This window comes from Brevibacillus laterosporus DSM 25 (assembly GCF_002706795.1).
GTDB lineage: Bacteria > Bacillota > Bacilli > Brevibacillales > Brevibacillaceae > Brevibacillus_B > Brevibacillus_B laterosporus.
This window is the reverse complement of sequence record NZ_CP017705.1, coordinates 4474343-4501003: the sequence shown is the minus strand read 5'-3', so window position 1 is coordinate 4501003 and position 26661 is coordinate 4474343. Positions and strand designations below refer to the sequence as shown.

Below are 26661 nucleotides of genomic sequence, written 5' to 3'. Positions count from 1 at the left end.
AAAGTTTGATGATAACTCAATGGAGGACTCTGGTCTTATAAAGAAAAAAAGACCTGGCGCGAGGCCAAGTCTCTTTTGTCTATATAGACGATCAATTAACGAAGTAATTGAAGTACGCCTTGAGGTTGTTGGTTAGCTTGTGCAAGCATTGCTTGAGCTGCTTGAGTAAGAATGTTGTTTTTAGTGAAGTCCATCATTTCTTTCGCCATATCAACGTCACGGATACGGGATTCTGCAGCTGTTAGGTTCTCTGCAGTTGCTCCCAAGTTGTTGATTGTGTGCTCTAGACGGTTTTGGTTTGCACCTAGTTTAGAGCGCTCTTCAGATACTTTGTTAAGAGCGTTGTTGATGGTTGTGATCGCTTTGTCTGCTGCTTTTTGGGTGGAGATGTTAACACCTTTTGTGTCATCAACCTGAGCTGGGTTCGTTGCATCTGCTTTTGCTGATGTATACGATTGTCCAAAAGCAGCGGCTGCAACGATAGCAGTACCAGCAGTAGCGTCATCCGTAACTTCTAATCCAGTTTTCTTTAACGCTTCTAATACATCTGCCTTTGTAGCTGTAACTGCACCTGCAGCATCCTGTGCTAAAGTTAATTTGACTGTTCCATCTTTATCAACGGATGCAGTAGTTTCAGTAACCGCAACCGCTGCTTTAGCAGTAACATCAATGACAATGTCTGTTTCACCATCACGATTCGTAACCTTAACACCAAGTACAGCTTGCGTTGTTTCATTTTTTAGTCCGTTCACACCAAGCTCTGAGTTGCTCATGTCGTTGATGCTCAATTTGATGCTTTGTCCTTGGTTAGCACCGATATGGAATGTTTTGTCTTCGAAAGAACCATCCAATACTTTTTGGTTGTTGAACTCTGTGTCTGTAGAAATACGTTTGATTTCTTTGGACAACTCATCAACCTCTGCTTGTAGCTTTTGACGGTCAACGCCTTCATTAGTGTCAGAAGAAGCTTGAACTGCTAGTTCACGCATACGTTGTAGAATGCTGTGTGTTTCAGTCAATGCACCCTCAGCTGTTTGGATCAAAGAAATACCATCTTGAGCATTTTTAGAAGCCATTTCTAGACCGCGGATTTGTCCACGCATTTTTTCGGAGATTGCTAGACCAGCTGCGTCATCACCTGCACGGTTGATGCGAAGACCAGAAGATAATTTCTCCAGGTTTTTACCAGATGCGCCAGTGTTTACACCTAGTTGACGGTGTGTGTTTAATGCTGATACGTTGTGATTGATTCTCATGATTCTTACCTCCGTGTTTTTTTACTTCTTGAACCATCCATTTGTTCAAGATTATGTTGTGTTGCTTCATTTTGAAATAATGTTGTTTCAAAATGGCAACTTCGTCAGTCAACCCAAATGTTGCTAGTAGTAACTCTACCATTAGCATCCGTGGTTTAGGTGGCTACTATTATTATCGGAAACTCCGTATAAAAGTTTACAGTTTATAAAAAAGTTTTTTAAAACTTTATGTACAGTCGATTGTAGATATTTATTTGGTAGGAAGTAAATGTAAGCTTTATTATGAAACCTCGGGAATCATTCTGAGACTTAAAAAATCTTGTACAGAATATCCTTGCTTGTAAATTAATATTTCTTATACATTTATCTATTTTAAAGCTACAAATTTTTTATAAAAAGAAAAGACCTAGCTGATGAGCCAGGTCTTTTCTTTGAGTTATTATCGTTAATTAACGAAGTAATTGAAGTACGCCTTGAGGTTGTTGGTTAGCTTGTGCAAGCATTGCTTGTGCTGCTTGAGTCAAGATGTTGTTCTTCGTGAAGTCCATCATTTCTTTCGCCATATCAACGTCGCGGATACGGGATTCTGCTGCTGTCAAGTTCTCTGCAGTTGCTCCCAAGTTGTTGATGGTGTGCTCTAGACGGTTTTGGTTTGCACCTAGTTTAGAGCGCTCTTCGGATACTTTGTTAAGAGCGTTGTTGATTGTTGTGATTGCTTTGTCTGCTGCTTTTTGAGTGGAGATGTTAACACCAGTTGTATCATCAATTTGAGCTGGGTTAGTTGGATCTGCTTTTGTTGATGTATAGGTTTTTCCAAGAGTAGCTGCTGGAATTGTACCAGCTGCTGTACCGTCATCTTTAACTTCTAATCCAGCTTTCTTTAAAGCTTCTAGTACATCTGCTTTCGTAGCTGTAACTGTACCATCATCTTTTTGTGCTAAAGTTAATATAACTTTTCCATCTTTATCAATAGAAGCAGTAGTTTCGTTGATATCAACACCTGCGTCAGCTTGAACTTCAATTACAATGTCTGATTCACCATCTCGGTTAGTAACGGTAACACCAAGATCAGCATGTGTTGTATCATTTTTAAGACCGCTTACACCAAGTTCTTTGTTACTCATGTCGTTAATACTTAGTTTAATGTTTTGTCCTTGGTTAGCACCGATATGGAACGTTTTATCATCAAAAGATCCATCCAATACTTTTTGGTTGTTGAATTCTGTATCTGTAGAAATACGTTTGATTTCTTTCGACAGTTCATCAACCTCTGCTTGTAGCTTTTGACGGTCAACACCTTCGTTTGTGTCAGAAGATGCTTGAACGGCTAGTTCACGCATACGTTGTAGAATGCTGTGTGTTTCAGTTAATGCACCTTCAGCTGTTTGGATCAAAGAGATACCATCTTGTGCATTTTTAGTAGCCATTTCCAAACCGCGGATTTGTCCACGCATTTTTTCAGAGATTGCTAGACCAGCTGCGTCATCACCTGCACGGTTGATGCGAAGACCAGAAGACAATTTCTCCAAGTTCTTACCAGATGCGCCAGTGTTTACACCTAGTTGACGGTGTGTGTTTAGTGCTGATACGTTGTGATTGATTCTCATGATTCTTTACCTCCATGTTTTGGTTTTTTTGTTTTTAGCCATCCTCTGCTCAGGTTAATATATAATAATCACTCTTCTCGAAGTAGCACATTGTTCAGAGAATTAAGCATTTGAAAAGGCTTTCATCTTCTAGTGCACTTCTTCCCCATACTTACTTCTTCAAGATAGAATGTTATTACTGGAAAAAGTTTCGTTCTTTTAGCTCTTTTTTGTAGCCAGCTAAGTTTATTGTAGTTCAAAATTTACTTAACTATTATTACTATCGGAATTAGTAATAAAGTTTTTAACAGTTTATAAAAAAATTTTTATATAAACTTATATTTTTTTTAAAATACAAGGATGTAACTACTAAAAAATGTTATTTAATTGCTACATAACGGTCTATCTAAACGTTTTTAACAAAATTTACATTTTTCTACTTCCACAACTCAATCCACTCCTCATCCTCGGGAATCATGACCTGATCCAGTAATTTTTCTTCTTCTAATCGACTTCGTAAATCTGCTCGTGTCACCTGTTACGTATATTGTTACAAATGTTGATTTGGTAATCCATTATGGTAGAATACTTCCCTACTTCTTTACCCATTCTCTCCACAAAAAATCCCGTTGCACGATTAAAAAGTGAACGGGATCTCATCATTTGCTATAAAGGATTTTTATTTAAAAGATACACAGCTGACTACACAAAGCAAATGTCTATATCTTTTTACATGCTGTTCGGGGTTCGTTATTATCTTCTTACCTTATCCATTAACTAAGTTTAATCACACAGCTTCCTAACACCTTATCCCCAAAAACCAGCTCCAAGTGGTCACCATTGGAAATCGCACCCACTCCTGCCGGTGTGCCTGTGAATAGGACATCTCCTTTTCCTAGACCAAAATGCTCCCCTGTAAAATCAACCAGAGCCTGAATGTCAAAGATCATATCTGTGATATTGCCACGTTGCACTTCCTGGCCATTTATCAACAGGCCGAAATCAACCTTTTCTAGCTCGGTAATACTACTAATTGGTTCACTCGCAGTAAGGATAGCTGAGTTGCGGAAGCCTTTAGCCAATAGCCAAGGAAGCTTTTTTTCTTTCAATTGGTCCTGTAAATCTCGCATTGTAAAATCAATACCTAGTGAAACGCGATCGATTAATTCGTCAGCTTTCATTCCCTTTTTATAAGCTTGATTTATATGTACGACAAGCTCCACTTCATAGTGAATAGCCCCCTGATCACTTGGCAATTGGATATCTTGACCATCTGCAATCACCTGAGCATGAGTTGGTTTCATAAAAAGAAATGGAGATGTTGGCACCTGATTACCTAGTTCTGCCGCATGTAAACGATAATTACGACCTACACAAAAGATGTTTTGCACTTGTTCCATGTCTTCTACCTCTTTTCTGCTAGTTAAGGAATGCGTCAGCAACGACTACTCATTGATTGACTTCCTTGCTTTATAGATGATGTCATTACTCTCTTATTGTAACACTGATCATAAAAATTTGGTCACACTTCTGAAATTTTCGGAAGCCACTACTGCACTCTGGATTGAGATTGGGTAAGACAGTGGCGGTACTCCTAATTAACTTTTGCCCCGTATGACGGAAGCGTAGTTGATTTGATTTCTATCTGTTATAGTGTAATTATTTGGGATTTAATTTGAGTTTTTAAGTTTGCTTTTAGATTTATTGTGATGATTTGTAATGCTTGTTGACTATTTTGTTAACAATTCGTCAAAAAAACCCCCTTTTTATATTCATTTACGTCCCTTGAAAAAAGAAAAAGTCGTTTCCTAAATTTAAGGAGACGAATTTCTTCATCAAGTTATATATCTACCTTCCGAAGTGCGCCATTCTCCTGTGTTTTTAGACGTTCCCCGAACAAGACCATTAGCGATACTTTTAACGCATGAGAACTTCCCTTCACGTGACAGATAGCGCATATTTTATAGGTTTTCCCATCAATCAAAAGGTTGTTTTCAAAATCAGATTCTGATTCAACGACACTGAGAAGTTCCATTCCCTCGTAATCATTCGCCCAAAATTTCTAGCTGTCATAAAGTCGTAACTTCCACATCTCAATTCCTCCCCATTTACAAATTGTGTGTTATGTTCTATTGCTTGTAACAGCGATGCTTTCACATGTACGTTTCCGACATTCACCCATTTTTGTTTTCAGGATAATCAATTCTATAGCTGCCCTCATACCATAACTATCATGGTTAGGAAGGGGGATGGATTTATGGATCCTATTGAATACCATCGGGGGAGAATGCACCATCATTTAAGGCATGCCGATCACTTTCGCTCTTTAAGTATGGCACATCGGCATCACCCAATGAGGCATCACGAGTTTGCCCACAGAGAACATTTCCATCGCATGAGAGCTCATCACCATAGAATGATGATGCATCACCATAGGAGGATGATGCATTCACATCAACATTAATTTCACCAACATCCACCACCTTTACAAAACAAGTCCAATAACTTAGGTTTATTCAACCGTACTCTCCTTTTTGTCCCAGCTCCTCGCGCTACAATGGCGTCAAAGAGTGTGATATCATGCAAAAATTGTTTTATTATCTAGTGCCGTGTTGCCGATCTGCTGGTTTGATTAGAAAGTTCCGACGACACGGCATCCCTTTTGAAGTTGAAGCTATCCGAAACAGCGATAAGTGTACGATTTGCGCTCCCTGATCTACCAGTGAGGCAGTATCATGTCGTGTATATCATTTTAATTCTTCTATAATATACAGTTTGATTAACCTGTTTGTTTTCAAAAAAAATCGTTTCCTCATTTCTTAGGAGACGATTTTCTTCATTTTATATCAGCTCTGTATTTTTTCTAACTTTGCACATAGCTCATGTTGCCACTCTGTGTTATTTGTTAAGCTAGCATCTAAAGATAGGTTTTTGAGTTTTGCAATCTCCAAAGCTCTGCCATGCGTTGGTGTGCGATCCACATCTGCACCAGCTCCTTAATCTTAATGGTACAGTGTATTCCCATTGGCTCTAAATACTCCCTGTACACATTTTATCTTGTGAACAGTATTCTTATTCAAATACCCATATACCCTTGTACTCACACCTAGCTAATCGTAACAGGAATAGGAGATTACGTCTTAAGAACAGATAGGAAACATTGTCACTACCCCAATTATTTAACATTAAGTCACCTTATATTTATGACCATCTTTCAAACTTAACTCTAATGCTTCCCTTAAATCCTCAACTCTTGTTGCTTTTTCATTTACAAGCACTAAAGAAACGGTAGCTTTTCCTTGGCCTGGTTGCGGGTTTTTATACTGAATTTCAACTTTATATTGATGTTCATCCTTAAGATACTTAGAATCTAAATGGAAATTTTGAGATGTTTTAATGCTATCATCCGTTCTCTTAACCTCACTAATATCCTGAATTTGGTTTATAATGTCATTTTTTATTTCCTTTCTTAGAGTAGCATTTGTGTTCCCCAAATTACCTTTACCATCATCAATAACCGCCACTATTAATCATCCTTTCAATTATTATTTCCCATGGCTACGGTGTAAGACTTAAACTTAGCCTTGTCCTAATAACAATATACCGTACACATTTACAAAATAATACCTTTTTTCAAATAATTACATATTTATTTTCCCCGGGCGGATTCTCTAACGCCTCTACTCTCTTTTGTCTCTTTCCACCAGCTAATTGTTTTCGTTTCCATACTATAGCACCTCATCTAGAATGCTATTTATTTAACAAGGTAGACTCATGATCTTCATACTGCTTTTATCAACCTCCTGCATAGAAATGAGAATTTAGGTGCAAATTATAGTAAATATTAGCAAATACTTAGCTATGTGTTTCCAGTATTGCTGGGGTTTTATATCATCCTCTACCACTTTTTTAAGAGAAGGAAGCCTATTTAATGAGACAAATCATATATAAATTTTTCATGGGGATGTTGATTGTTGTTTTAACAGGCTGTACTGACAGGATTGAACTAGAAGATGCCACCTTGATTGTTACATTAGGGCTTGATTTAGATGAGCATAATAATCTAGTCGTATTTGAGAAAAGCCCTATCTTTAGTCGAGAGGTAAAAAAAAACACGGAACATCATGATGTGCAATCTTCTACTGTTGAACAATCTTATACAAATTTGGATTCAGTCGTTGCTGGGTCAACACGCACTGGCAAAACACAACTCCTTTTAATTAGCAAACGTTTGTTGCAACGTAAAGAGATACTTCCCTATTTGGATGCTTTATACCGAGATCCTAAAAATTCAACAAACCTAAGAATAATCGCTATTGATGGCCCAGTTAGTGAAGTGGTTAATTTTGAGCTAAAGAATAAGCCACGTCTTTCCATTTATCTATCAAAACTTATTGATTCTTCTTCATTGCGACATATTACATCCAAAGTTACTCTGCGAAAATTCCACTACATGATGGTTGAGCCAGGCATTACCCCCTTTATCTCAGAAATAAAAAAAGAGAAGGAAGAATTGAGAGTTTTAGGTATTACACTTTTAAACGATAAAGGATATTATCGTACATCCCTCAACCTACAAGAAACAGAGCTGTTAGATTTATTAAGAAACAACCAAAAAGCATCGTATTCTTTTACTATTCCAGTGAAGATGTTAGGGCCCAACAAAAAAAACATCTCAATATTAGTTAAACCCCAAAAGCGAAATATAACTACAAATTATCAACATGGGTTACCGCAGTTTGATATTGAAATAAAAGTAGTAGGGAATATAACGGAACGTACATTCCAGATGAATCTAGAGAAGAAAGGGAATAAAAGGAAGCTTGAAGCAATGATTGAGAATGAAATTAACAAACTAATGGCAGCACTAATTAAAAAGCTACAGCGACATCAAGTAGATCCAATTGGTCTTGGTCTTTACGTCAGAGCTTATCACTATAACAAATGGAAGGCGATGAATAAGCCTTGGCCAGAAATCTTTGCAAAATCCTCCATTCGTTTTCAATCACAAGTTGAAATTAAAAATATAGGTGTAATTAAATAGGTTAACTATTAATTGACATAGGTAAGAAACATCTTTTTGTTTCACCCCGTTATGTCCTTTACGTACCTTGGTGTCAGCCCAAAAGTCACTTCTTACATTTTTTGGATGCCGTTATGTCTTCTACGTAACTTGAAGTTGGTTTGCAAAAGAAAAAGTCGTTTCCTAAATTTAAGGAGACGACTTTCTTTATTATAAATTACATATCAATCTTCACTACATCCTCTACAGGTATCCGCAAAAAAATCCCCATCATTCTTTAGCTTGATTTGTTTAAACGTTAAATTAAATTATTTATTAACCTCAACCTTTTTTCAATTTCATCTTGTTTTTTGTATACGAATCTACAGATCAAAAGAATAGCGGTAACGTTACTATTCCCATTGGTCTTGATTTTTCCACTTACGTATTTGTGAATCACTTACCCCAAGTTGTTCCGCAATGTCTTTCAAAAGCATGTTTCCGCCACTTTCGAGATACATTGTTTCGGCTTTTTCTCTATTTGGACTTCTTGCTCTAGCCATTTACATTATCACCACCACCTATTGAGTTTGTTTTGGAAAAAGAAATAAGCACCCTGATAGGTGCTGATCTAATTAATACTTAGAACTTCAGTTTGTGTCCTTAGTCATTTTTTTAAAAATAATCATTGTGACAAGAGATATATGATAAAAAAGTAGCGATCCAACTATATATATAATATAAGCTTTATAGTTAAATATTTTTTGTAGAATATCCCCCTTAGTTAATCCGAAGAAAACCCAAGCTATGGAAATACCCGCTAAAGAATATAATCCTAAATTTAAAAAATAAAGCTTATTTTTAGTCGATATTTCCATTCTATTAGTAATAAAATCGATTAAGATAGTGCAGGGAATTCCAATAAACAAAAATATCGGGATGGAGTACATTAGATAGATTATCATTAGAGTTATAAAAGGAAAATAATAAGTATTTGGCTGACGTGCTGTCATTGGAGTATATTCTGACACTGCAAGAACTAAGCAAAAAAGTATTGCGGTAACGACCCCAACAAAGATTCTGTGTAACATTGCCTTCCCCCCTTTATTACTAGCCTACTTATAGTTCACATACATTATTTTCACTAAGGTGAAAAAACCGGAAGCTTAAGGGCTCCCAGTCTTCCAGTTAAATTAGAGATATTAAAATAATGTTTTGGAGTGAGTTCGAATAAATAAAAGAAATCATAAAGAGCGTGTTGAAATAATTCTTCGTATGGACCATCATCAAAAGATATGTAGAACTCATGACTTGGTGCCCCATCATGCCAACCCTTAATTTTATAGTCACCGTCTTCTCTAAAAAGACTTGCAGTAAAAGCGTAATCAATTCCTGGCGGAGTAAACTTTAAAGATCCTTCTAAATATGGAATTCCAACTGAATGTTCAAGATCAAATTTGATATTATCCATATTTACAACCCTTTCATCTAAGCTAATTCCATTACTACCTGCATTTTTTGTTTTAAGTAATTTTTTATTAGAGTCATAAAAAGTTGAGCTATTCACTTTTTTGGATAGAGTTGTATCTTCATCTGTAAAATCCGATTCAATATTTATCTGAGTTCTAAAGCGAGAATGGGCAACTGCAAAATCTCTATTATCTCCACCAAAATATTCAACGTCCCTCTTGTTATCTACATCATTATTTGAAGAAATTCCTAACGGAGATACTTTTTCTTTCTCTACAATTTTAATAATTGAAACATAATTATAGAAGAGTTCTTCGCCTTTTAAAACCATTTCGGAATCATTAGCTTCTTCACTTTTCAAAAGATTATGTATTTTCTATTTTCTCTTTTCCTTTTCTTCTTTATCTAGTGGAATTTTACCAAGAAACTCATAGATAACTTTCACTTCTCCTCCGTCCAATTCATCACTAAATTCACTTGTCTGGACAGTATCAATTATTTTTCCGTTCTTCTTAATTTGATACTCCTCTACCTGTCCGTTATCATCCCAGTCAAATTTTATATTTTTTCCATCAGAAATCGTTGAAACAACAGTATCATTTATTTCGTTTCATTTGCAGATAGCGAAATTAGACCTGCACTTTTTATTTCTGATTCCAAAGTCTCAGTATTTAATTTTGTGCTTATAATCTCAGAATTGTCAGAATCAAGAGCTACTAACTTATACTTATAGCTTTTTCCTGATTTTAAATTATTATGTATAGGAGTTTTCTAAGCCACTGTATAACTCAGTGTCCCCCTGATAAACCTTATATTGAGCTGTATTGGGTATATCTCCCCATTTAAGGATAATTTGATCTTGATGAGGCTCAATAGTAATGTTTTTTAGTAAGTCTTGATGACTAACCTTTTCTGAAGCATATGCATTATCTGATCCAAAAATTGTAGATAAAGCGATTATGCCGGATAGTAACATCCTCTTCATTTCCATATACCGCCATTTTTATAATTATATTACAATTTTATAATAACATTATTATAATAATGTTACCATTTTTTTATAATATTAGATTCAAACAATATTATTCTCTAGCCATATAAGAACTCTTCAAAAAAATATTAGCTTTTTATATTGGTACTTCATCCATTTTTTTTATCTTTTGTTTACCAAAAGACATGAAGTATCCTTAGCTCATATGTCAATAGCAAAAGATTTATTTGTCTCTCTACTTATAGGTGGCTTTTGCATGATAAAAAGCCTATCCGAAAACGAATAAGCTTAACTTCAAAGTTTTTCACATACCTAAGGATATTTACCCTTTATCATGTTATACTTGTAAAAATTGGTATATATGGAGGGTGAACCACAGATGAAAGTAAGATCAGTTGGGTTATTTTCGCTTATTCTTTTAGGTCTTCTTAATTACTTTACAGCTTCTCCATCTATAGAAGAACCTACCGTTGGAACAGGTGCACCTCCAGAATATTTATCCATACAAGACTTAGATAATATTACGTTTAAGGACGACAACAACAAAACAAAGACCATAAAAATACCAATCAAATCTATATCAGAATTTAATAAGATTTACTCGGAGCTAGATAATGATGAACAAAAAAAATTAGAATTAAGTGCTACCTCTGAAGTTATTTTGTCAGAAGATAGTAATCAGGCATTTTTACTATTAAATTACTCTTGTGGTACTAAACTTTGTAAAACTCTTTTAATCAAAAAAGATAAAAATAAAAATGAAATTACTACACTTCCTCTACACAAGGAATCTGAGATATATGTAAAACATCAATTCTCACCTAACAAAAAAACACTAGGCTTACTATTTATTTCTGATATTCTTGAGGACAATAGCTACGAGTACACTGTCTATATTATAGATTTACCCTCTTTCAAAAAAACTAAGACTATCTCTCCCTTAAAACAAAGTCCTGACATGAGTAAGCTTTTACAAAACTAATACGGATTGGTGGCTTTTGATTGATTTCAGCAATTACTTGATCAAGATTTAAGGTCTGTTGTTGATTAGTGTTACATTTAGTTCCTGAGCAGAAACTTATAAAAATTGGTATATATGGAGGATGATTCCTATATGGAAGTAAGATCAGTTGGGTTATTTACGCTTATTCTTTTCGGTATTCTTCAATTCTTTGCAGCCTCTCCATCTATAGAAGAACCTACCGTTGGAACAGGTGCACCTCCAGAATATTTATCCATACAAGACTTAGATAATATTACGTTTAAGGACGACAGCAGCAAAACAAAGACCATAAAAATACCAATCAAATCTATACCAGAATTTAATAGGATATACTCAGAATTAGAAGACGATAACCTTAAAAAAATGGAGCTATTTGCTACCCGTGGAATCATCCTCTCAGAAGATAAGGATACAACCTACCTACTCCTCAGATATCAATGTGGTACTAAACTATGTAACGCAGTTCTAATAAAAAAAGAACACGAAAAAATTACAACAACCCCTGTTATTCCAGAATCTCAAATCTATGTAGAACATAAATTTTCACCAAATAAAAAGATATTAGCATTATCTTTTATTTCTGATCTCCGAAATGACTATCAGGAATATACTGTGTACCTCATAGATACTTCTACGCTAAAAAAACGTAAGACCATCCCCTCGATACAACAAACTCCTGATTTAAACAAAATCTTACGTGAAAACTCATAAAATTTTAGAGGGGCATGTATGGCCCCTCTTTTTAATTAGAAATATGAGTAATAGGACAATGAACCATAACCAAAATCGGAAATATCATATCCCTTTCCTAGATAATTACCATAACCATCTTTAATTAAGCCACGACGTAATTTTTGATTAGCGCTCTCTGAAATATAGTCTAAAATGACACTTAAACGATCTTGGTCTGGTAAACGTTCTCGATCATGAGACTTACGATATTCGTCTTCTAGTTCTCTTATTTTAACGAATATAGATCGCTCATCTACAAACCTGTAGGTCTGTACCATATGATCGAACATAAAAGCTAGACCTTGAGTTGTAACGATACCGAACCTTTTGCAATAATCTTCTGCACGATCAACATACTGCATACCTGCATCCTCTTGATACTTTTGGTTATTTCTACTTCTACCCATTTCCTGAAAAGGAATTTTCCAATCTTGTAATACTCCACCGCCTCGCAAAGAGATACTCGTTCCCCACCTAACCTGGTCTTCTTTTCTATATTCAAAAACTACCTTCTTTAGTATGGCTGCCTTTTCTTTACCAAAAATAGATGTGAACTCTGATTCATGATATTTAATATAATCTTTTAGGACAGGTTGTAGAGTTTCTTGGCCAAAGTTAAACTGAAGAATCCCGAAAGACAATCCTTGTCTATCAAAATTACCAGTCACAGTAGAAAAGCCATCGTGTCCTTCAAAAAAACCAGTGTGTACCAAAAGGTCTCTGACTAATGAACTTGGAATTGCCATTACTTCACGCCCTTTATCATATTTTGGTAGCAAAAAACCATACAAGGAGTGAGTTAGTCATGACCTCACCAAGGAAGCTCCCTGTGTGCTGAGCATAAAAAGGTTATCCGTTTTATCGGGCAACCCATTTATTAGTAGTTTGATGTTAAGCATGTACCCCACTTGATTCGGCAGGGGACTCCGCCGTGATCCACTCTTTTAGCCGCTACGGTCACGGTTGCCTAGGAGGGGGGTATGCTGCGAGACTCTATTCTACTGCCTCACAACCAGGAGTGGAGTATTCGTGATGAGTGTCACGGGACAGAGGGCAAGTAGCATTTGCCTTACTTGCAAAATACTCCTCTGTCCGGTGTATCCCATTTATATAGGGCGGTCTACAAACTCCGAGAGGGGCCACGCTTGTCCAACCGCTTTGGTTAAACAAATCTATTAATTCCCCGCTACAACCGTCGCAGACTAGCGCGTCCAGACTCAGAATGCCCCCTTCGAGTACGTCGTTGATAAGGTATAGGCGCTTCTCCCAAGGACACGTGTTCGTGTTCTTAATACAAGATATACCGATTTCGCCTTTTAAAAAAGTCCAGCATTCTATCCCTATTTTTATCCATGTTTTTGTCCTACTTTTTGTCGGGTTTTTGTCGGGAAAATAAAAACAGCACTCAAATGATACCGAGTGCCGTAGCAATTTGAGAGATTGCCTCTCCCTTTTTGATGTAGTATTGATCCTTTGTTAGCCCTAAATCTAAGTAAACATTTATATCATTTACTCTTGTTGGACTGAGGTATTTTTCATTAATGATTTTCCGTTCTATTTCATCTAGCGAATACTGTAAGGCTCGTTCTATTTGTTGTGCCTTCAAGTTGTTTGCCATCTCGGTTGGATTAAGACGCGGAAACAGTTGCACAATCCCGTTTTCAGCTTGCTCTTGCTTATTTTGTACAGCAACCCGTAAAGCTTTGTATTTTTTTAGCTCTTTAGCAACAACTCTTCTAACTGCTTTCTCATCTACAGGTGGAAACATAGCTAGTTGCTCGTGCATTGTGTTCATCAATCATTCCCCCTCACCATCTGCTCATGGTATACTTTAGTTGACGAGACTAAATCCATGGCTCCCTGATGAGGGGGCTTTTTTGTTTATATGTCTATCATTTTTATAATCGCTCTTATTCTGTAGTGCCTTTTTTCATATATCCGTTCCCAGAATGATAAAAATAGGGCAAGTATCTAACACTTGTCCATGCCTGTATTAATAAAATGGCAGTATCTCTTGACAGAAAGCAGGGATAATTGTGGATAAAAGAAAAGGAAAAATCAAAAAAGCAGAGAGTACGAAAAAAAAGAAAAGTAGAACAACGACAGTACAAACACATGTACATGAGTTCTTAGGTAGTACACAACTTGCAGAAGAAGGTGATGATAGACATAACCACCGTTTTGCAGGAGTAACTAGCGAAGTCATACCTTTTGGTGACAGCCACGTACATGCAATACTTTCAAATACCGATTTTTTAAATCATCATCATGAAGTCGGTATAGTAACTGGTCCTGCTATACCTGTCGGAAACGGAAAACATATACATTTTGTTAAAGGGTCTACTACCTTAGATGATGGGCATGTACATCAATTTGAGTTTGCTACTTTAATTCAAAAACCCCTCATATAAAAGATATACGAAATCTCGTTTGATTTTTAATGCTCCCGCACACGGAAGCATTGTATAGATGCCTCCTAACGGGGGCTTCTTTCATGTTATTCCCACCACATACGACGTAATATCCACGCCTTTTTGTTGTAACCACGAAAAACCACAACGGTCGGTAAATGGTTTATTTCTTCATGATGAAACATAAGGCCTTGATTAAAGGAAATTGTAAGATTAGCCAATAATCGCATAAATAGACGTATTTCCATGAGGGTTCGTCCAATCGTTTTCAGCTATTTTCGATTATATATAAAGTATGAAACAAAGAGGGGGTGAAGTAATGTCTTGTAGCTGTCGTCGCTGTCGTCGTCGCCGTCGTGATCGTGATCGTGATCGTGATCGCGATTGCGGTTGCTTCCGTAGACGCCGTCGTGACCGTGACCGTGACCGTGATCGTGATCGCGATTGCGGTTGCTTCCGTAGACGCCGTCGTTGTTGCTAGGATTAACCCGATACCGTCCGAATTTAGCTTTTGGACGGTATCATTTTTTCCTCTCTTTCGCGTCAATCTCTCTACTCATTGGCTTCCTCCTTTTTTTCCCGCATCCTACTACTTTACATATCCAATCCGTATTCTTTTTAATTTCTGCATCCATCATTTCTCTTATCCTGTCTAAAGCAGATAAGACTTCATGTTGTTTCATTGTGCTTACCCTTTCTTACAAACGTGTGTTGTGTAAATTAACCTAGCAAAGAAGTAATTACACAATTTACCCATTTTTTTATATAATCGAAATGTCTCGCAAACTTAAAAAGCAGGTGATTTCCTTGATTAACATGGGCGAAGTTGGTCAGAGTTTTTTTTGCGTTACTGCCCATTTTCTTAAATATTTTCTTTAGTATCTGGGCCTATCGCGATTCAAGAAGTAGAGGTAATAGTAAGGAATTCTCACTCATTGCATTGATAGCTATATTGGCTTTTCCTATCATTGGTTTGGTAATTTATTTAGTAATTCGAAAAGATTAGTTTTTTTTATTTTGATTTTCTAGGTCTAAGTGACTTTTGCATATTCCTATAATAACTTCTATGCGCCCCCCAATCAGCAGATAAAGAAGCTACTAATAAATTTGAACCCATATTTCAACCCAAAGCATCTGGCACCATAGAATAAGACACCAGATTAAATTCCGGTGTCTTTTATCCTTTTATGTTCATCATTCCTATACCTGTTACACTCAAATCTAAATCACTGTTATATAGCTAAAATCATTGTTATATCAACGTTTTAAGATGCCTGTTCCTTTTTTAGTAAGCAAATCAACACTCTACACATGCCCCGTATGAGCGAGTAAACGCTACCGCCTGTACAAAATCGAGGCGAACACCTTGAACATTAAACGATTTCCAATCAATTCCTTCCAGCTTGGCCCCACGTAAATCTGCCCCTTTTAAAGTAGTGTTACCAAAGCTTGCGTAAGATAAATCAGCGTTTGTTAGGTCTGCCTTCTCCAGACGGGCGAATGCCAAATCTGCCTCTACTAATTTGATATCTTGCAGCTTTTGTTTGGACCAATTCGCATACCGTAGATTTGTATAAGACCAATCGCCACCTTGAATGGTAATACCATCCCACACCACGTTGGCAAAATCAGAACCTACCATTTTGCATTCTTCAAACCTACTTGAAAATAAATTTGCCCCAAAGAAACGGCAATTGGTAAAAGCAGAACGCACATGTATAGAGGCATTAAAGCTGGCACCAGAAAAATCACAGTCAATAAACTGGCACCCCGTAGTCATCACCTCATGTAACTGTGTACCAATAAATAAGCATTTGGTAAAAACAGAATTACGGATTTCTGTTTCACGTAAATCCAGATGATTATAGTTAATTTCTTCATAATTTCCATTCTCAAAAGACGGCATATCACATTCACTTCCTACCTATTCGGCTATTTCCATAGTGTATCAAAAGGGAAAGACTTACTCAACGAACGAGCCAACTATTATAAAAAAACAAGAAATGGATTGCTAGTAGCTTGCTCCCGTATTCGAGCTACTTTATACCGTTATAAATAAATAAGAAGCATGAAAAAGATCCAAGATACCTAAATATAGGACGTCTTGGATCTCACAAGCTTTACACCTGATGTTCTGCTACAATATATTTCACATACTCTTCTGCACTCTTTTGGACAGCATGCTCATCCGCTTGATATACCCCATGGAAAAGATAAGCGGGCAAAAATGTCGTACCAATTAAATTACTTGTTGCTTGGAAAGGCTTCAATAATTCGCTCATGGAGTACTGATTCAGGCCACCAGCACGATATTTTTCCTCCACACTTCCTGTTGTTATCGCAAGGATTAATTCTTTATTGTGTAATTTGTTCCCATTTGTACCGTACGCCCATCCATGGGTCAGAACTACATCTTGCCACTTTTTAAGTAACGAAGGCGAGCTATACCAGTAGAACGGAAACTGCAAAACAATTCGGTCGTGCTGCTCACATAATTTTTGTTCTGCTTCCACATGAATTTGTTCGTCAGGATATTCTTTATAAAGCTCATGTACCGTAATCGCTACATGTTTCTTTGCTTCCTCTATCCATGCGCGATTAACAACTGACTCCTCGATAGTAGGATGAGCAGCGATAACTAACACCTTCATGAGATTACCTCCAAATTACCGTAGTAATGCTTACCTAGTTACGTGCTTTCATACCAACCTACTTTTTGTTCAGTCCTTGCTTCTCTACAAATTCCTTCATATACATACGAGCGGGTTTGGACAGCATATTGGCCATCTGCGCTGTCCATGTATCTGAGCGTTCGCCTTGTGTACGTTCTTGATAGTAGCTAGAGATCGTCTCGTTATACTTCTGCAATTGCTGTTGGTAGCTGTGTGCATCCTGATTATATTTCCCCTGATGGTACACATGTGCAAGTGGCAAACGTGGCTTCTGACTCGATTCGTGTAACGGATAGCCTACTGTCATTGCAAAGAGTGGCATGACGTGAGTAGGGATGTGTAAAAGCTCTGTGACAGCCTGCAATTGATTGCGCAAACCACCAATATAGCAAATGCCAAGCCCCATAGATTCTGCTGCAAGGGCCGCATTCTGTGCTGCAAGTGTCGCATCGATCACTGCTACCATAAATTTTTCTGTGCTTTCAATGGCTGGAGTAAGCTCTTTTCCTTCCATCTCTGCAATCACTTGATGACGGTGTAAATCAGCACAAAAAACAAACAGGTGACCATTGGTTTCTACATACGGTTGATTACCACATAGCTCAGCCAACTGACGTTTTGTCTCTTTATCTGTAATTCCGATGATTGAATAAGCTTGTATGTAACTGGAGGTTGAGGCCGCTTGTGCACATTTGACAATCGTAGTAATTTGTTCTTCTGATAACGGACGGTCCTCATACTGTCGAATAGAACGATGGTTCAGCATGGTTTCAATGATGTTATTCATAGATATCTCCTCCCATTTCCTGCTACTGGAAAACAAGGAACCAAGTAAATCTGTTCCCCTCTCTATTAAATATCCAAATGAGAGAAGAAGCAAACGCTTTGGGAAAAGAAAGTGTAACAAGAAAAATCAGTCTTTTCTTTTACCTGTTAATCCTTATATGGGTCAAACTCGTCTGAGCCTGCCATACATACCCCTACAGGCTTTAACACATGTAAAACATCTAGTGTGTCGGTGTGAGCTTGCAGGACATCTTGTAGCTTTTTATATACAAAGGGGCTTTCATCTGGGCCTGCACCACGAAGCTCTACACCGAAATCTTGCACGGCTTTTTGCATTTGCTCTTCAGTAATCTTTCCTCCACTACGCTTACGAGTTTTCCAATTAAGACGACCTGCCGCTTCTGTTCGACTCATTATTCTACCTGCTCCATGCACCGTACTGTAAAAAGCATCTTTGTTTTCTTGGGAATCCTTTCCTTGAACAATTACAGAAATATCCCCCATACTACCGCCGATAAATCCAAGCTGACCAGGTGCAGAAGGAGTTGCCCCTTTACGTACGACAACATACTCTTTCTCGTCATGTATTTCCTTCCACGCAAAATTATGATGATTGTGCACCTCAAACGTACTAGAGGCTCCTAAAATTTTTAATACTTGATCAATCACATAGTCGCGCCCTGCATAAGCATACTTACCGGCTAAGCTCATAGCTCGCAGATACATATCACCAATTTCTGTATGCAAATCTAGCAAGGTCGGAGCTTGATCCATGCTTTCTCCTGGTGCCTTATCGGAAAAACCACGACCGTGAGCCAAATTGAGGAATCCACTCGCTGTCTTATGACCAAAACCACGACTGCCAAAGTGATTTGCAATCCAAACAGCGTCCGTAGCCTCTTCCACAAAAATGTCCACAAAATGGTTACCGCTTCCTACCGTCCCTAATTGATTGCGCGCCAATGAATAGAGAGACTGGTATTCTTTTTTGCCAATTTGCTTATACACGTGCCAATTATCATCGTCAAATAGCTTATGATCTACCCTCTCATTATTCACGCGTCCCATTCCAAAGGAGATTCGTTTGGCAATTTTGTTCATAATAGCAGGCATTTTTTGTTTGATATCCTGATACAGTAAATTAGTACGGACCGCCTTATTTCCACATGCTATATCATAACCTACTCCAGATGGAGAGATTTGCCCATCGTAGACGACAACTCCCCCAACCGGTTGAGAGTACCCTTTGTGATGATCAGCCATCAATAGCACCTGCACAACATTTCCATGCTGGGCACAGGTTACAGCTTGCGAGACAGCATTGTCTAGCGGAGTTCCCCAGACACGTACGTTTTGAATGGTTTGGTACATATTTCACTCTCCTAGTTGCTTATTATTTTCTAAATCCTTCGATTTCACCTTTTGCCAGTGGTCTTATGACCTGATTGTAACAAATCTTCCTCAATTTTTGCATCTTTCACCCAATTAGATTGTATATTTTTCCTCTTATGTTAAAATAGTTCCAACTATCTGATAGTAATAGCTACTTAGATGAGTTGATTTGTAATGATAAGCGAATAAACGATGATCAAGAGAGGAACAGGTAGAATGAATACTGTACAAATCTTTCCGAAACTTGAAACAACGAGACTTATTCTTCGTCAGTTGCAACCCTCTGATGCACCTGCCATATTTCATTATTTCTCAAAGGATGAAGTAATGAAATATTATGACTTAGAAACGTTCACAGAACTAGAACAAGCAGAAAACATCATTTCTTTATTTAACGAACGCTTTTTGGAAAAGCAAGGGATTCGTTGGGGTATTACACACAAAGCCGACGATGTAGTGATTGGAACCTGCGGATATCATAATGTGAACAAAGAGCATTCAAAGGCAGAAATTGGATACGAGCTATCTCCTGAGTATTGGCAGCAGGGAATCATGTCTGAAGCAATTCAAGCGATTGTTGCTTTTGGTTTTTCTCAATGGAATTTGAATCGAATTGAAGCTTTTATTGACCCAGAGAACGAGGGATCAAGAAAACTTTTAACCAAAACGGGGCTCCGAGAAGAAGGTTTCCTGAAGGAATATTTTTTCGAAAAAGGCTGTTTTGTTGACGCTGTTATTTTTGCTATTTTGCGAAGCGAGTTTGACAATAAAAGATAAAAAAAGAGAGACCTTTCTCCTTATAGATAAAGGTCTCCTCTTTTCAGACTACAGCTTTGGTGTTCTCTGCTTTTACTAAACAATTCCTATTGTTTATAACCTCATTAGTAAGTGAACTTATCCATTCTCGTAGGTTCACCTACTATTACAATCTGGGATCAAGCTCCTTCTCTTTTCTCTCCTCAAACAGCAAATTAGCTACCACTTGCTTGTAAGCCTCATTTTCGGGGGAAATTTCTGCGTTAGTAACATGTAGCATTTGTTGCCCCAGTTCAAATTCTGCAATCGATGTCTGCAATTTTTTACGTGTTTGTTTTTGATTAATCAGCTTCTGATAACGATACGGAAATTGATAATCGTAGCCATAAATCAGCGTCAGATAATCTGGATTACGAACCTTGATAAACGGTGCTATTCCAGCTTGTAATTTCTCCGGCTTAATCACAACACCCTCCATCCTCTGCTTGGTTGTAAGCTTCGTAAAGTAGTCTGTTGCCTTCTCTAGGTAGTGATCCTCCGTCAAATCAAGTAATAGATATTCATCAGAAGATACAAATCCAAATAACTGGGAAGTAGGCCAAGCGGGGATTTCTTCCGTACCATCCTGATAGATCAATTTCAGAATCGTAAAAGGCTTATAAGTTAATTCTCCCGATTCTCCGTACAGCTGCAACTGCTCATGATAGGTTTGCCAAGCTTTTTTCTGTTCTTCCAAAGCTATTTGTGTATCCTTGACGTGAGAAATCCATTTATAAGATTGATATGTGGCATCCCCATATAGCTTTGCTAATTCCTTTTTGCTCAAATGCTGGCGCTCTGTTTCAAATGCAGTAGAATCATACTTATCGATCAATTCTTTTAGAGCTTCTGCAAATCCGTTCTCTTGTAAGAAATCTAGCTCTAGCCCTACCGCTGTATCAATAACCTTATATTCCTTTTCAATTAACCCTTCACCAAGCGCTTTCCACGGCAATAGTTCTCCATCTAGGATTATGGTTGAGATATGTTTATCAAGCATATAAGGAGAAAATTTTTGATGAAGCTGCTCATACATTTTCGTTATGTCAACCTGCTTAATTTTATAGCCATTTCGAGACACAGCAAAGCATTTTTCAATATCCTCATGCAAATAAATATTACAGCGTGACCCCATATATTTAGGCTGTAAAACGACCTGCTCTACACCATGCTTGCGAAAATACGAAAGTCCCTTCTGTAACGATTCCAATTCATTCTGTTGAATGTCTTTATCCGCAGGTGCCATTGTACCCGAGATATAATTGATTTTATGCTCCAAAACATACTCGATTCTGCGTTTGTCCCACTCCTCCAGCGAATCAAGCTGTACGTCCGAATGGCTTGCTTGGAACAGATGTGGTAAAGCCTCTTTGAGAAGTAGTCTGTCATCCATTTTACTTTGCTTAAATATGGGCCTATTGCGATCCAACCAAACGGAGCTTAGAGCGTGTCCATGACCTGCACCACTATCTAGGCCAATCTTATTTTTCAGACGGTAGTAGCTCTGAGACGCTACGTGACCAAATACATGATAAGGATGGTTGCTAGCGCTCTCTGCTTGTAGGAAATCAAGCTGTTGTTCGATATCCCGATCACGATCTAAATAAAAATTACGTTGGCGTTTTTTCGCATAGGCATCTAGTTTGCCAATATATTTGTTTTTGCAAGGCGCATGAGTCAAGAAATAAGATGCGCTTTTGGACCCGATAAAGCGATAAAAATCCTTTGATTGCTCTACTAGCTGAAAGAACATCGAGCATAGCTGCTCATCATCGCTTAAATCAGCAGCCGAAGTGAAGTATTTTTCCAGTAAAGAAGGCTCAATTTCCTTTTGTTTAATATCTCCACGTAATAGTTTATAGACAAAATTTTCATGATTTCCTTTGACCAGGTAAAACCAGTTCCGATTTTCCCAAATAAACTCTACTATTTCACGCGTGTTCCCGCCCTTGTCTATCCAGTCCCCAAGTAGAACGATGCGCCAATGGCTGGTTTTATCCGTAGCGAAAATTTTATTTTCGTTTAAAGAAAAACCATTAGAGGCTAACAGTTCTTTCAAAGCATGAACCTGCTCATGCACGTCCCCAACTACTAGATATCGGTACTCCTGTGGCAAAAGATGGGTCAGGTATTCTTTATCGTTTCCAATCTGTACAACATACTTTGGATTTGCTTCTCCTGTGTTCGGATCAATGAAATCTTTTGTTCGGATACGGTGAATAGCACTCGCTTTCAATTTGGATAATGACCCTAATACTTCTTGACGTAAGCGTTTTACGTGATTTGCAATAACACTTCTATTGAGATCGGTTGTATTGTAATATTCTTGCACATTTTTATAGTCAAACAAAATAATCTCTACTTGATAATGTTGTTCACGAGCAATCGTGGCTACTTGTTCACGAAACTCTTCAGACAAGCCAATCGTGTCCACAATGACAAATTCCGCTTGAATAGGAAAGCTTGTGACAGCTTGTAGTTTAGAAAATAAAACATCAAAAGCTTGTTTACTACTCTCTAGCATTCTTTGATCATATTTATGATAAGGTGCCCCAAGAATTTCTTGTCGGATTTCGTCTGAAGAAATGTACTGGACATTTGCCCGATAATTTTTTGATTCATCCTGGCGTTGAAGCTGCGGTATTAGAATATGTTTCGCAAACGTCGTTTTTCCACATTCAGAAGGACCTACCAACAAAAAGATGGTGTGTAGCTTGGTTGTCATACATATGTTGGCATTGTTGCTAGTGTTCATCTTCATGTCTGTGTTCATATTCAAGCCCCTTCCTCTCCCTTACGCAAAATATGTACGCCTTGCGTGATAGAGATACCATCTACTAAGTCACCTATTTGGAAAAAGTGATATATGTATTCATCCCCTAACAAAGGTTCAATGAAGCTCTGGAACTCCTCTGTGCCCATTTCCCACTTATGATCATCGTGTCTATACTTATCCAAGGCATAAAACTGATTAAAGTCAGCATTGGGTGTGGTAATAATGCAGGTTTCAAACGCAATCTGAGTAAGCATCTGCTTGAGGAAAACCTCTGCTTCTTCTTTTGACATATGTTCAATCACTTCGGTACAAATGACATCAACAGGCTCATCTTCATATGTCATTAAAAAAGTGTCTAAAGATGGATAGGTTAACACATTTGCTAGTTCAGCCTGCTCTGCTTTTTTATCTATAATTGACAAAGCATGCTCCGAAATATCAATCGCGTAGTAGAATTGTGGCTCAATTTTTTTAGCAAATGGAATGGCATAGAACCCCTCTCCCGACCCAATATCAACAATTGCTCTTGTAAAGGACAGCTTGCCTTTGATCGCATCTCGACGTTGAATTGCAGTTCCACCATACTGTAGCTTCAATTGATGGCGGTTGGATTTCTCTAATTCTTTCCCATATTTTTGAAACAATTTGCGGTCGGTTACTACATTTCGTGCAAATAAATAACGAATAAAATATGGAGCATCAAGTTTATTAATATAATCAATATATTTCACGATAATACTATCTGTTACATCCATATACTCGTCGCTTAATAGGCTTAAAAATAAAAATAATAAGCTAGCAAACATCAACAGTTCATGTAGACTATAAGAAGTGCGAATCGTCAATTGATAGCTTTTGTGAACAAGTGGCTCTATTTCGATGCTGAACCCTTCAAAATACTGGTCAAAAAAGGATACATAGTGTGCCATATCGATATAAATCAACGAAACCTTGCATTCGTGTTGATAGCCTTCTCGATCTTTTTCATGACGATTTTTAACCACTGTACCAAAATATTCGTTAATTGCATTGAGTGGAAATACTGGACTATTGTAGCGGGATACATTTACATATCCATACGAGTTTTCTTTTGCTTTGCGATAGGATACCTCGTGATCTGCATCCTGAAAATAGATTGCATATGTGGTTGGGCTTGCATACCAGCCATAGCTTATGCCTTTTCGCATACTCCTGATCTGCATACCAGATGCTGGATTCTTTTTTAAAATGAAGGATAGGTCTGGGTTAGATGATGTAAGTTGTATAATGGCCATGTCTTAGTCTCCTTCCATAAGCTTCACCTCTATAATTGAAGAACCTCCGCAACCTCGCCTAGCGCCTTCTCTATCCGAGTTTCCTCAACATAAGAAACGTTGATTCGCCATAATAGCTCTTTTTCGGAAAATTTCATATAGTAACGATCCATGGTGTCTATGATAATTCCTCGTTTGAGCAGATTCGTTTTCACATTGGTTTCTGACATTCGCGCCCTTGTCTTGATATACGTGTGTACACCACCATTTAGCGGGGCTTCAACCACACCCTGATGTTGTTGCCATTTGCGAAAAACCTTATTTACTTGCTCCATTTTCCCTGTATAGGACAGACGAATTTTTTCCCGATGTCGATCAAACATGCCGCTTTTTACATAAATTTCTAGTGCGGCTTGGGACAGCATAGAGCTATCAATATCCATTAGTTTTTTATAAGCATAAAAGGCCTCCTGCAACGGTGCGGGAATAACCGCTACGCCCACTCGTAAACCGGGAAATAAGATTTTAGAATAGCTTTTGAGGTAGATAACATGGGAATGCGCATAAGTATGGATCGGGTCTGCCTTCGTGTCATGTTCGAGATCTGCAAGATAATCGTCCTCAATGATATACACATCATACTTTTGTGCCAAATAGGCGATTTGCTTTTTCTCCTTCTGCGAATATGACGTGCCTAATGGGTTATGAAAGCGTGGCATCGTATAGAAAAACTTGATTGATTCCTGCTGAAAAAGCCTCTCTAGTTCTTGAAAATCGATACCTGACGCAGTTCTTTTAATGGTGAGCGTAGGGATATGATGTAATTCTAATAATTGAATCAGCAAATGGTATGTAGGCTGTTCGACCAATACTTTTTGTTTGTGATTCGGAAAGCTCATCAGACCCAAAATGGCAAGCGCTTGTTGAACTCCAGAGGTGATACATAGGTGCTGAACGTCTGTAAAAACCTGATAGGACTGTAGTTGCTTTTGCAATAATCGCAACAAAGTGGGTAATCCTTGTGCCGTTCCATACCTAAAAAGATCGTCTTGATAGGTATCCACCGCTTTGTTAATACAATGCTGAAAATCAAGATAAGGAAACACGCTTGGATCAGGTGCAGCAGACGAAAAATCCACGAATGGTTTAGAGTCTGCTATTAAAGCGGGATCTTTTCGTCCAACCACATAATAGCCACTTTGCGGGATGGAATAAATAAGGTGTCTTCTTTTTAAATCGGCAAAACCTCGGATAATCGTACTCTTACTACATTGATAGGTCTCTGACAGCTGTCGAATAGAAGGTAGTCTTTGACCAGGCTTTATTTCTCCCCCAAGGATACGTTCTTCCAGGTCAGTTACAATCTCTATATATTTGCACAAAAGGGACACCTTCCTTACTAAACTGTACCGGTACAGTTGCGGTTTCTTTCCATTGTGACGATTTTTCTCCTTCGCTATAGTGTAGATATCGGCCGAGAATTATTTTCAGGAGATGATTGTCATGCAAACCAAGTCAGTATTCAGCGCCTATATAGCCGCTATCGTATACAGCATCATTATCGGCTTTTCATTTCTTTTTGTAAAATTGGCCTTGCAGATTTCTACACCGTTAGATGTAATTGCTCATCGCTTTACAATATCATTTGTCGTTATGTTAATTCCAGTAATATGCGGCTGGATACATGTTCGAATCAAATGGACTGATTTAAAAAGAATAATACCACTCGCCTTATTTTATCCAGCGATTTTCTTTGTTCTCCAGGTATTCGGATTGCAATACACCTCTTCTTCAGAGGCAGGCATTATCCAAGCAACTGTTCCCATTTTTACGTTACTGATCGCATCCCTTTTTTTAAAGGAGCGATCTAGCGGTTGGCAAAAAGCTTCCCTTTTTCTATCTGTTGCTGGGGTCATTTTTATCTTCGTAATGAAAGGAAGCTCCTCTGTTCACTTTTCCGGAATGGGAACCTTGCTAATCATGCTATCGTGCCTTTCGTTTTCGGCATACAGTGTACTAGCACGTTCTTTAACAAAAATTTTGGGGCCCTTAGAGCTAACTTTTATCATGATGTCATTGGGTTTTGTTTGTTTTAACGTACTTTCTCTGTCCCAGCACTTGAGCAATGGCACAATTTCAGCTTTTTTTACACCTTGGGCTGATATGCGGTTTTTATTGGCTACACTATATCTCAGTATCCTGTCTTCTGTCGGCACTGCCTTTTTATCCAATTACGTACTATCTAAAATCGAAGCTACCAAGATGAGCGTATTTAACAATCTTTCAACACTTATCTCTATGCTAGCTGGGGTCATTTTTCTACACGAGGAGCTTGGGTATTACCACTATGTAGGAGCAGTCATGATTGTAGCCGGTGTTATTGGTACTTCCTTTTTAGGACAAAAAAGACAACAAACACAAAGCATTCCAAAATCCTAAAAATGAAATATGTGATAGAGCAATCGATATGTACCAGCCTTGAATCTCTCCAAGACTTCAAGGCTTTTTTATTTGAATTAGCTATTTATTTTTATAT

The 26661-nt window shown here is 37.8% G+C and carries 26 protein-coding genes and 1 pseudogene; 7 read left to right on the top strand and 20 right to left on the bottom strand.

Annotated features, from left to right (window positions below; all coding sequences use genetic code 11):
- Positions 1-95 precede the first annotated feature (95 nt).
- From BrL25_RS21410 to BrL25_RS21390, 5 genes and pseudogenes are all read right to left on the bottom strand, one after another.
- Positions 96-1256, bottom strand: a complete 1161-nt coding sequence (locus tag BrL25_RS21410; RefSeq protein WP_018671065.1) for a flagellin N-terminal helical domain-containing protein — start codon at positions 1254-1256, stop codon at positions 96-98.
- A gap of 449 nt (positions 1257-1705) precedes the next feature.
- Positions 1706-2863, bottom strand: coding sequence for a flagellin N-terminal helical domain-containing protein (locus BrL25_RS21405; protein WP_018671066.1), 1158 nt, complete (start codon positions 2861-2863; stop codon positions 1706-1708).
- Between the two features lie 752 nt (positions 2864-3615).
- Complete coding sequence (locus BrL25_RS21400) at positions 3616-4242, bottom strand: fumarylacetoacetate hydrolase family protein (RefSeq protein ID WP_018671067.1); 627 nt, start codon at positions 4240-4242, stop codon at positions 3616-3618.
- Positions 4243-5688: 1446 nt separating this feature from the next.
- A pseudogene (locus tag BrL25_RS26595) lies at positions 5689-5799 on the bottom strand (DUF7667 family protein); the annotation flags it as partial.
- Between the two features lie 228 nt (positions 5800-6027).
- A complete protein-coding gene (locus BrL25_RS21390) occupies positions 6028-6366 on the bottom strand; it encodes a hypothetical protein (RefSeq protein WP_018671071.1) in 339 nt (112 codons plus the stop codon).
- A gap of 407 nt (positions 6367-6773) precedes the next feature.
- On the opposite strand from BrL25_RS21390, the gene BrL25_RS21385 reads away from it, so the two are divergent.
- Positions 6774-7886 carry a Ger(x)C family spore germination protein gene (locus BrL25_RS21385; protein ID WP_018671072.1) on the top strand — a complete coding sequence of 371 codons (1113 nt, stop codon included), beginning with the start codon at positions 6774-6776 and terminating at the stop codon, positions 7884-7886.
- Positions 7887-8257: 371 nt separating this feature from the next.
- Here the strand turns inward: BrL25_RS21385 and BrL25_RS21380 are convergent, their stop codons facing one another.
- The 4 genes from BrL25_RS21380 to BrL25_RS21365 all read right to left on the bottom strand — a co-directional run bounded on the left by BrL25_RS21380 (position 8258) and on the right by BrL25_RS21365 (position 10299).
- Positions 8258-8407, bottom strand: coding sequence for a phage terminase small subunit-related protein (locus tag BrL25_RS21380; RefSeq protein ID WP_018671073.1), 150 nt, complete (start codon positions 8405-8407; stop codon positions 8258-8260).
- An 87-nt stretch (positions 8408-8494) separates the two neighbouring features.
- Positions 8495-8935: a hypothetical protein gene (locus BrL25_RS21375; RefSeq protein WP_018671074.1), complete on the bottom strand. Its 441-nt coding sequence runs from the start codon at positions 8933-8935 to the stop codon at positions 8495-8497.
- A gap of 53 nt (positions 8936-8988) precedes the next feature.
- The gene (locus BrL25_RS21370; protein WP_018671075.1) at positions 8989-9675 is read right to left on the bottom strand and encodes a DUF3238 domain-containing protein; all 687 of its coding nucleotides are present in this window, start codon (positions 9673-9675) and stop codon (positions 8989-8991) included.
- Between the two features lie 393 nt (positions 9676-10068).
- Positions 10069-10299, bottom strand: coding sequence for a hypothetical protein (locus BrL25_RS21365; RefSeq protein WP_094701669.1), 231 nt, complete (start codon positions 10297-10299; stop codon positions 10069-10071).
- A gap of 385 nt (positions 10300-10684) precedes the next feature.
- Between BrL25_RS21365 and BrL25_RS21360 the strand changes: the two genes are divergently transcribed.
- Positions 10685-11287, top strand: coding sequence for a hypothetical protein (locus BrL25_RS21360; protein WP_018671077.1), 603 nt, complete (start codon positions 10685-10687; stop codon positions 11285-11287).
- Between the two features lie 132 nt (positions 11288-11419).
- Entirely contained in the window at positions 11420-12019 is a 600-nt protein-coding gene (locus BrL25_RS21355) for a hypothetical protein (RefSeq protein WP_018671078.1), read from the top strand.
- A 35-nt stretch (positions 12020-12054) separates the two neighbouring features.
- On the opposite strand, the gene BrL25_RS21350 is transcribed toward BrL25_RS21355, so the two are convergent.
- Together BrL25_RS21350 and BrL25_RS21345 are read right to left on the bottom strand one after the other, a co-directional pair.
- Complete coding sequence (locus tag BrL25_RS21350; RefSeq protein WP_236847745.1) at positions 12055-12786, bottom strand: hypothetical protein; 732 nt, start codon at positions 12784-12786, stop codon at positions 12055-12057.
- A gap of 659 nt (positions 12787-13445) precedes the next feature.
- Positions 13446-13835 carry an ArpU family phage packaging/lysis transcriptional regulator gene (locus BrL25_RS21345; protein WP_018671080.1) on the bottom strand — a complete coding sequence of 130 codons (390 nt, stop codon included), beginning with the start codon at positions 13833-13835 and terminating at the stop codon, positions 13446-13448.
- A 262-nt stretch (positions 13836-14097) separates the two neighbouring features.
- On the opposite strand from BrL25_RS21345, the gene BrL25_RS21340 reads away from it, so the two are divergent.
- A complete protein-coding gene (locus BrL25_RS21340) occupies positions 14098-14451 on the top strand; it encodes a YmaF family protein (protein ID WP_026315108.1) in 354 nt (117 codons plus the stop codon).
- 86 nt (positions 14452-14537) lie between these two features.
- Here BrL25_RS21340 and BrL25_RS24970 read toward each other — a convergent pair whose 3' ends face one another.
- The gene (locus BrL25_RS24970; RefSeq protein WP_155802997.1) at positions 14538-14699 is read right to left on the bottom strand and encodes a hypothetical protein; all 162 of its coding nucleotides are present in this window, start codon (positions 14697-14699) and stop codon (positions 14538-14540) included.
- Between the two features lie 71 nt (positions 14700-14770).
- Between BrL25_RS24970 and BrL25_RS24965 the strand changes: the two genes are divergently transcribed.
- Positions 14771-14932 (top strand): hypothetical protein, encoded by a 162-nt coding sequence (locus tag BrL25_RS24965; RefSeq protein WP_155803000.1) that lies wholly within the window; start codon positions 14771-14773, stop codon positions 14930-14932.
- A 40-nt stretch (positions 14933-14972) separates the two neighbouring features.
- On the opposite strand, the gene BrL25_RS24960 is transcribed toward BrL25_RS24965, so the two are convergent.
- From BrL25_RS24960 to BrL25_RS21315, 5 genes are all read right to left on the bottom strand, one after another.
- The gene (locus tag BrL25_RS24960) at positions 14973-15134 is read right to left on the bottom strand and encodes a hypothetical protein (RefSeq protein ID WP_018671082.1); all 162 of its coding nucleotides are present in this window, start codon (positions 15132-15134) and stop codon (positions 14973-14975) included.
- 614 nt (positions 15135-15748) lie between these two features.
- Positions 15749-16357, bottom strand: a complete 609-nt coding sequence (locus BrL25_RS21330) for a pentapeptide repeat-containing protein (protein WP_018671083.1) — start codon at positions 16355-16357, stop codon at positions 15749-15751.
- Positions 16358-16571: 214 nt separating this feature from the next.
- Positions 16572-17102 (bottom strand): NAD(P)H-dependent oxidoreductase, encoded by a 531-nt coding sequence (locus BrL25_RS21325; RefSeq protein WP_018671084.1) that lies wholly within the window; start codon positions 17100-17102, stop codon positions 16572-16574.
- A gap of 58 nt (positions 17103-17160) precedes the next feature.
- Positions 17161-17910, bottom strand: coding sequence for an oxygen-insensitive NADPH nitroreductase (gene nfsA, locus BrL25_RS21320; RefSeq protein WP_018671085.1), 750 nt, complete (start codon positions 17908-17910; stop codon positions 17161-17163).
- Positions 17911-18056: 146 nt separating this feature from the next.
- A complete protein-coding gene (locus tag BrL25_RS21315) occupies positions 18057-19280 on the bottom strand; it encodes an RtcB family protein (RefSeq protein ID WP_018671086.1) in 1224 nt (407 codons plus the stop codon).
- 237 nt (positions 19281-19517) lie between these two features.
- Between BrL25_RS21315 and BrL25_RS21310 the strand changes: the two genes are divergently transcribed.
- Positions 19518-20078 (top strand): GNAT family N-acetyltransferase, encoded by a 561-nt coding sequence (locus tag BrL25_RS21310; RefSeq protein ID WP_018671087.1) that lies wholly within the window; start codon positions 19518-19520, stop codon positions 20076-20078.
- Between the two features lie 145 nt (positions 20079-20223).
- On the opposite strand, the gene BrL25_RS21305 is transcribed toward BrL25_RS21310, so the two are convergent.
- The 3 genes from BrL25_RS21305 to BrL25_RS21295 are packed head-to-tail and all read right to left on the bottom strand — an operon-like array spanning position 20224 to position 25507.
- A complete protein-coding gene (locus BrL25_RS21305) occupies positions 20224-22869 on the bottom strand; it encodes a metallophosphoesterase (RefSeq protein WP_018671088.1) in 2646 nt (881 codons plus the stop codon).
- A gap of 2 nt (positions 22870-22871) precedes the next feature.
- Complete coding sequence (locus BrL25_RS21300; protein ID WP_018671089.1) at positions 22872-24146, bottom strand: methyltransferase domain-containing protein; 1275 nt, start codon at positions 24144-24146, stop codon at positions 22872-22874.
- 29 nt (positions 24147-24175) lie between these two features.
- The gene (locus BrL25_RS21295; protein ID WP_018671090.1) at positions 24176-25507 is read right to left on the bottom strand and encodes an aminotransferase-like domain-containing protein; all 1332 of its coding nucleotides are present in this window, start codon (positions 25505-25507) and stop codon (positions 24176-24178) included.
- Positions 25508-25628: 121 nt separating this feature from the next.
- Here BrL25_RS21295 and BrL25_RS21290 point away from each other — a divergent pair, with 121 nt between their 5' ends.
- Entirely contained in the window at positions 25629-26564 is a 936-nt protein-coding gene (locus BrL25_RS21290) for a DMT family transporter (RefSeq protein WP_018671091.1), read from the top strand.
- The last annotated feature ends 97 nt before the right edge of the window (positions 26565-26661 follow it).

What these genes read in the sequence shown, in the direction of transcription:
- BrL25_RS21315 (WP_018671086.1), bottom strand. Translation starts at nt 19,280, where the DNA reads ATGTACCAAACCATTCAAAACGTACGTGTCTGGGGAACTCCGCTAGAC.
- BrL25_RS24960 (WP_018671082.1), bottom strand. Translation starts at nt 15,134, where the DNA reads ATGAAACAACATGAAGTCTTATCTGCTTTAGACAGGATAAGAGAAATG.
- BrL25_RS21345 (WP_018671080.1), bottom strand. Translation starts at nt 13,835, where the DNA reads ATGAACACAATGCACGAGCAACTAGCTATGTTTCCACCTGTAGATGAG.
- BrL25_RS21360 (WP_018671077.1), top strand. Translation starts at nt 10,685, where the DNA reads ATGAAAGTAAGATCAGTTGGGTTATTTTCGCTTATTCTTTTAGGTCTT.
- BrL25_RS21380 (WP_018671073.1), bottom strand. Translation starts at nt 8,407, where the DNA reads ATGGCTAGAGCAAGAAGTCCAAATAGAGAAAAAGCCGAAACAATGTAT.
- BrL25_RS21300 (WP_018671089.1), bottom strand. Translation starts at nt 24,146, where the DNA reads ATGGCCATTATACAACTTACATCATCTAACCCAGACCTATCCTTCATT.
- BrL25_RS21310 (WP_018671087.1), top strand. Translation starts at nt 19,518, where the DNA reads ATGAATACTGTACAAATCTTTCCGAAACTTGAAACAACGAGACTTATT.
- BrL25_RS21385 (WP_018671072.1), top strand. Translation starts at nt 6,774, where the DNA reads ATGAGACAAATCATATATAAATTTTTCATGGGGATGTTGATTGTTGTT.
- BrL25_RS21305 (WP_018671088.1), bottom strand. Translation starts at nt 22,869, where the DNA reads ATGAACACAGACATGAAGATGAACACTAGCAACAATGCCAACATATGT.
- nfsA (WP_018671085.1), bottom strand. Translation starts at nt 17,910, where the DNA reads ATGAATAACATCATTGAAACCATGCTGAACCATCGTTCTATTCGACAG.
- BrL25_RS21400 (WP_018671067.1), bottom strand. Translation starts at nt 4,242, where the DNA reads ATGGAACAAGTGCAAAACATCTTTTGTGTAGGTCGTAATTATCGTTTA.
- BrL25_RS24970 (WP_155802997.1), bottom strand. Translation starts at nt 14,699, where the DNA reads ATGGAAATACGTCTATTTATGCGATTATTGGCTAATCTTACAATTTCC.
- BrL25_RS21355 (WP_018671078.1), top strand. Translation starts at nt 11,420, where the DNA reads ATGGAAGTAAGATCAGTTGGGTTATTTACGCTTATTCTTTTCGGTATT.
- BrL25_RS21365 (WP_094701669.1), bottom strand. Translation starts at nt 10,299, where the DNA reads ATGAAGAGGATGTTACTATCCGGCATAATCGCTTTATCTACAATTTTT.
- BrL25_RS24965 (WP_155803000.1), top strand. Translation starts at nt 14,771, where the DNA reads ATGTCTTGTAGCTGTCGTCGCTGTCGTCGTCGCCGTCGTGATCGTGAT.
- BrL25_RS21290 (WP_018671091.1), top strand. Translation starts at nt 25,629, where the DNA reads ATGCAAACCAAGTCAGTATTCAGCGCCTATATAGCCGCTATCGTATAC.
- BrL25_RS21325 (WP_018671084.1), bottom strand. Translation starts at nt 17,102, where the DNA reads ATGAAGGTGTTAGTTATCGCTGCTCATCCTACTATCGAGGAGTCAGTT.
- BrL25_RS21410 (WP_018671065.1), bottom strand. Translation starts at nt 1,256, where the DNA reads ATGAGAATCAATCACAACGTATCAGCATTAAACACACACCGTCAACTA.
- BrL25_RS21375 (WP_018671074.1), bottom strand. Translation starts at nt 8,935, where the DNA reads ATGTTACACAGAATCTTTGTTGGGGTCGTTACCGCAATACTTTTTTGC.
- BrL25_RS21330 (WP_018671083.1), bottom strand. Translation starts at nt 16,357, where the DNA reads ATGCCGTCTTTTGAGAATGGAAATTATGAAGAAATTAACTATAATCAT.
- BrL25_RS21350 (WP_236847745.1), bottom strand. Translation starts at nt 12,786, where the DNA reads ATGGCAATTCCAAGTTCATTAGTCAGAGACCTTTTGGTACACACTGGT.
- BrL25_RS21405 (WP_018671066.1), bottom strand. Translation starts at nt 2,863, where the DNA reads ATGAGAATCAATCACAACGTATCAGCACTAAACACACACCGTCAACTA.